The sequence below is a fragment of the Mycobacterium sp. genome, assembly GCF_035640695.1.
Taxonomy (GTDB): domain Bacteria; phylum Actinomycetota; class Actinomycetes; order Mycobacteriales; family Mycobacteriaceae; genus Mycobacterium.
On the sequence record NZ_DASQVQ010000095.1, the window covers coordinates 1 to 4,041 of the forward strand.

A 4,041-nucleotide genomic window follows, 5' to 3' on the forward strand; every position below is an offset into this window, starting at 1 on the left:
CGCGATTTCGCACGTCAGCATCCGTTCCTGTAACCTGGGCCGGTTGCCGACGCAGGCGACCCTCCTGCCACGGACCGACCGTGGCCGCACATGACCATAGGAGGTGATGAGGTTCCCATGCGTCCCTACGAAATCATGGTCATCCTCGACCCCACCCTCGATGAGCGCACCGTCGCACCGTCGCTGGAGGCGTTTCTCAACGTCGTGCGCAACGACGGCGGAAAGGTCGACAAGGTCGATATCTGGGGTCGGCGCCGGCTGGCCTACGAGATCGCCAAGCACGCCGAGGGCATCTACGCGGTGGTCGACGTCACAGCGAAGCCGGCCACCGTGTCGGAGCTTGATCGCCAATTGAGCCTGAACGAGTCCGTCCTCCGTACCAAGGTGCTGCGCACAGACAAGCACTAGTCGTCGAACGTCTGCGGGCTGTCGTATGCCTTGCGTAGGCTCGCGGCCAATATGCCGCTCACCCCAGGAGGATCTCGTGGCCGGTGACACCACCATCACCGTGGTCGGAAACCTGACCGCCGACCCAGAACTGCGCTTCACCCCGTCCGGCGCAGCCGTCGCCAACTTCACCGTGGCGTCCACGCCGCGCATCTACGACCGCCAAAGCGGGGAATGGAAGGACGGCGAAGCGCTGTTCTTGAGATGCAACATTTGGCGGGAGGCCGCCGAGAACGTGGCCGAAAGCCTCACCCGCGGTTCACGGGTGATCGTGCAGGGCCGGCTGAAGCAGCGCTCGTTCGAGACCCGCGAGGGTGAGAAGCGCACCGTCGTTGAGGTCGAGGTCGACGAGATCGGCCCGTCGCTGCGGTATGCCACCGCGAAGGTCAACAAGGCCAGCCGCGGCGGCGGTGGCGGTGGCTTCGGCGGTGGCGGTGGCGGTGGCGGAGCACGCCAGCCCGCCCCGGCGGCGACCTCCGATGATCCTTGGGGCAGCGCCCCGGCGACCGGCTCCTTTGCGGGCAGCGACGACGAACCGCCCTTCTGACCAAAGCCGTCAGCAATTCGAGAAAGAGACACGATCAAATGGCGAAGTCCAACAAGAGGCGCCCCGCGCCGGAGAAGCCGGTCAAGACACGCAAGTGCGTGTTCTGCGCCAAGAAGGGGCAAGTGATCGACTACAAGGACACCGCGCTGCTGCGCACCTACATCAGTGAGCGCGGCAAGATCCGGGCCCGCCGCGTCACCGGAAATTGCGTGCAGCATCAGCGCGACATCGCGACCGCGGTGAAGAACGCACGCGAGGTGGCGTTGCTGCCGTTCACCTCGTCCACCCGGTAGCCGAGACGAAGACGGAAGAGCGACAGATGAAATTGATTCTTACCGCCGAGGTGGACAAGCTGGGTTCGCCCGGCGACACCGTTGAAGTCAAGGACGGCTACGGCCGTAACTTCCTATTGCCGCGGGGGCTTGCGATAGTCGCGACGCGCGGCGCTCAGCGGCAGGCCGACGAGATCAATCGCGCGCGCGAGACCAAGACCGTACGCGGCCTCGAGCACGCGAACGAACTCAAGAGCGCCCTTGACGAGCTAGGCTCCGTGTCGCTGCCGATGCGGACCGCGCCCGATTCGGGCAAGCTGTTCGGTTCCGTGACGGCGGCCGATGTAGCGGCGGCGATAAAGAAGGCCGGCGGCCCCAGTCTGGATAAGCGCAGTGTGGTGCTGCCCAAGAACCACATCAAGTCGATCGGCAGCTATCAGATCGTGGTACGGCTGCATCCCGAGGTTGATGCCGCAGTGCCGCTAGAGGTTGTCGCCGAAAACTGACGCGGTAGAAAAAAATACCCTGAATGCTGGCCACTCCAGGCCGCCAGCCGGCGGTTGCTGCATACCCTGGCGAACTTCTGACGGAGACCTTTCGGCAGCGAATCTAACAACCCGTTAACCTTTCGCACAACTCGAGGCAACACAACACGCCCGGGAAGGCAACCCGCCGAGACACGCCGAAACGATTCTCATCCACAGACATTGGGGTGATCTATGGTCCCCTTATCTGCAGGAACGCATGTTACGTCTACAACTCTCCACAGGTTTTCCCCAACCGCTCAACACGACTGAAGCCGGATATGCACATCCGATGCACAACTTCATACACACCGGCGTTTTACGACGGCGCCAGCAACGTTTAACGTCAAGCTGTCTACGGGGTGGACTTGGTTTTCCCGGTGGCGCGGCGTCGGTCCCTGGGGTTACAGTCGGGGCAGCCGGAGCGAACGTATGTTCGACCGCGAGGGGAGGTGAGCGCAGCCGTGGCCGTCATCGACGATCTCGGACATTCCGGTATGGACGCGCCGCCGCCCAACGAAGAGTTCGGCCGTCAACCGCCGCAGGATCTCGTCGCCGAGCAATCCGTGCTGGGCGGGATGCTGCTCAGCAAGGACGCGATCGCCGATGTGCTCGAGCGGCTGCGCCCCGGTGATTTCTATCGGCCCGCCCACCAGAACATCTACGACGCGATTCTCGATCTCTACGGCCGCGGCGAGCCTGCCGACCCGGTGACGGTGGCGGCCGAGCTCGACCGGCGGAACCTGCTGCGGCGGATCGGCGGTGCGTTGTATCTGCACACACTGATCTCGACGGTGCCGACGGCGGCCAACGCGGGCTACTACGCCGGCATCGTGGCGGAGAAGGCGCTGTTGCGCCGGCTGGTCGAGGCCGGAACCCGAGTGGTGCAGTACGGCTACGCCGGGGCGGAGGGCTCCGACGTGGCCGAGGTGGTGGATCGGGCGCAGGCCGAGATCTATGACGTCACAGATCGACGGATGTCGGAAGATTTCGTGGCGCTGGAGGAACTCCTGCAGCCGACGATGGACGAGATCGACGCGATCGCATCGCACGGCGGCATCGCCAAAGGGGTACCGACGGGTTTCGTGGAACTCGACGAGGTGACCAACGGCCTGCATCCGGGCCAGATGGTCATCATCGCGGCACGCCCCGGCGTGGGGAAGGCGCTGGCGCTGGACACGCCGCTGCCGACGCCGGACGGGTGGACGACGATGGGCGACGTCGCGGTGGGCGACCAGCTGATCGGCGCCGACGGAGAGCCGACGCGGGTGGTGGCGGCGACCGACGTCATGCTCGGCCGGCCGTGCTACGACGTCGAGTTCTCCGACGGAAGCGCTGTCGTGGCCGACGCGCAACACCAGTGGCCAACGGGCTACGGGATGCGTACGACCGTCGAATTACGTTGCGGATTCGATAGCATCGCCGCGGCCGGGTCCATCTCGCGCTATCGGAATCGTGGAGCTACCGCGACCCTGATGGCTCCGGTGCTCCAGATCGATGCGGTGCGTCGCGTGCGCAGCGTTCCGGTGCGCTGCGTCCAGGTCGACAACACTGCGCACTTGTACCTGGCGGGTCCGGGGATGGTGCCGACGCATAATTCCACTCTCGGCTTGGACTTCCTGCGCTCCTGCTCAATCAAGCACCGGATGGCGAGCGTCATCTTCTCGCTCGAGATGAGCAAGTCCGAGATCGTGATGCGGCTGCTGTCTGCCGAGGCGAAAATCAAGCTGTCCGATATGCGTTCGGGCCGGATGAGTGACGACGACTGGACGCGTCTGGCACGGCGGATGAGCGAAATCAGTGAAGCGCCACTGTATATCGACGACTCGCCGAACCTGACGATGATGGAGATCCGCGCCAAGGCCCGGCGACTGCGACAGCGCGCCGATCTCAAGCTGATTGTCGTCGACTACCTGCAGCTGATGACGTCCGGGAAGAAGTTCGAGTCGCGACAACAGGAAGTCTCCGAATTCTCCCGCAATCTAAAGCTTTTGGCGAAGGAATTGGCACTCCCCGTCGTAGCCATCAGCCAGCTGAACCGCGGGCCGGAGCAGCGCACCGACAAGCGGCCGATGTTAGCTGATCTACGCGAATCTGGTGCAATTGAACAAGATAGCGATGTAGTGATTTTGCTGCACAGGCCAGACGCGTTTGAGCGCGACGACCCCCGCGGCGGCGAAGCGGACCTCATTATTGCCAAGCACCGCAACGGCCCGACCAAGACCGTCACGGTTGCTCACCAGCTTCACCT

General features: G+C 64.0%; 5 protein-coding genes. All 5 read left to right on the plus strand.

All coding sequences use genetic code 11. The annotated features are described in order from the left end of the window. Positions 1 to 117: 117 nt before the first annotated feature. Positions 118 to 408, plus strand: a complete 291-nt coding sequence (gene rpsF, locus VE759_RS11475; RefSeq protein ID WP_324931971.1) for a 30S ribosomal protein S6 — start codon at positions 118 to 120, stop codon at positions 406 to 408. 76 nt (positions 409 to 484) lie between these two features. Next, positions 485 to 994 (plus strand): single-stranded DNA-binding protein, encoded by a 510-nt coding sequence (locus tag VE759_RS11480; RefSeq protein WP_324931974.1) that lies wholly within the window; start codon positions 485 to 487, stop codon positions 992 to 994. 38 nt (positions 995 to 1,032) lie between these two features. Then, positions 1,033 to 1,287 carry a 30S ribosomal protein S18 gene (gene rpsR / locus VE759_RS11485; protein ID WP_324395191.1) on the plus strand — a complete coding sequence of 85 codons (255 nt, stop codon included), beginning with the start codon at positions 1,033 to 1,035 and terminating at the stop codon, positions 1,285 to 1,287. Positions 1,288 to 1,313: 26 nt separating this feature from the next. Continuing rightward, on the plus strand, positions 1,314 to 1,772 hold the full coding sequence (gene rplI / locus VE759_RS11490; protein WP_324931978.1) for a 50S ribosomal protein L9: 459 nt from the start codon (positions 1,314 to 1,316) through the stop codon (positions 1,770 to 1,772). A 482-nt stretch (positions 1,773 to 2,254) separates the two neighbouring features. Then, a partial coding sequence (dnaB, locus tag VE759_RS11495) for a replicative DNA helicase (RefSeq protein ID WP_324931980.1) occupies positions 2,255 to 4,041 on the plus strand: 1,787 nt, incomplete at its 3' end.

Bases quoted from the DNA above. Each gene is read 5' to 3' on its own strand.
- rpsF (WP_324931971.1), top strand. From the start codon at position 118: ATGCGTCCCTACGAAATCATGGTCATCCTCGACCCCACCCTCGATGAG.
- rpsR (WP_324395191.1), top strand. From the start codon at position 1,033: ATGGCGAAGTCCAACAAGAGGCGCCCCGCGCCGGAGAAGCCGGTCAAG.
- rplI (WP_324931978.1), top strand. From the start codon at position 1,314: ATGAAATTGATTCTTACCGCCGAGGTGGACAAGCTGGGTTCGCCCGGC.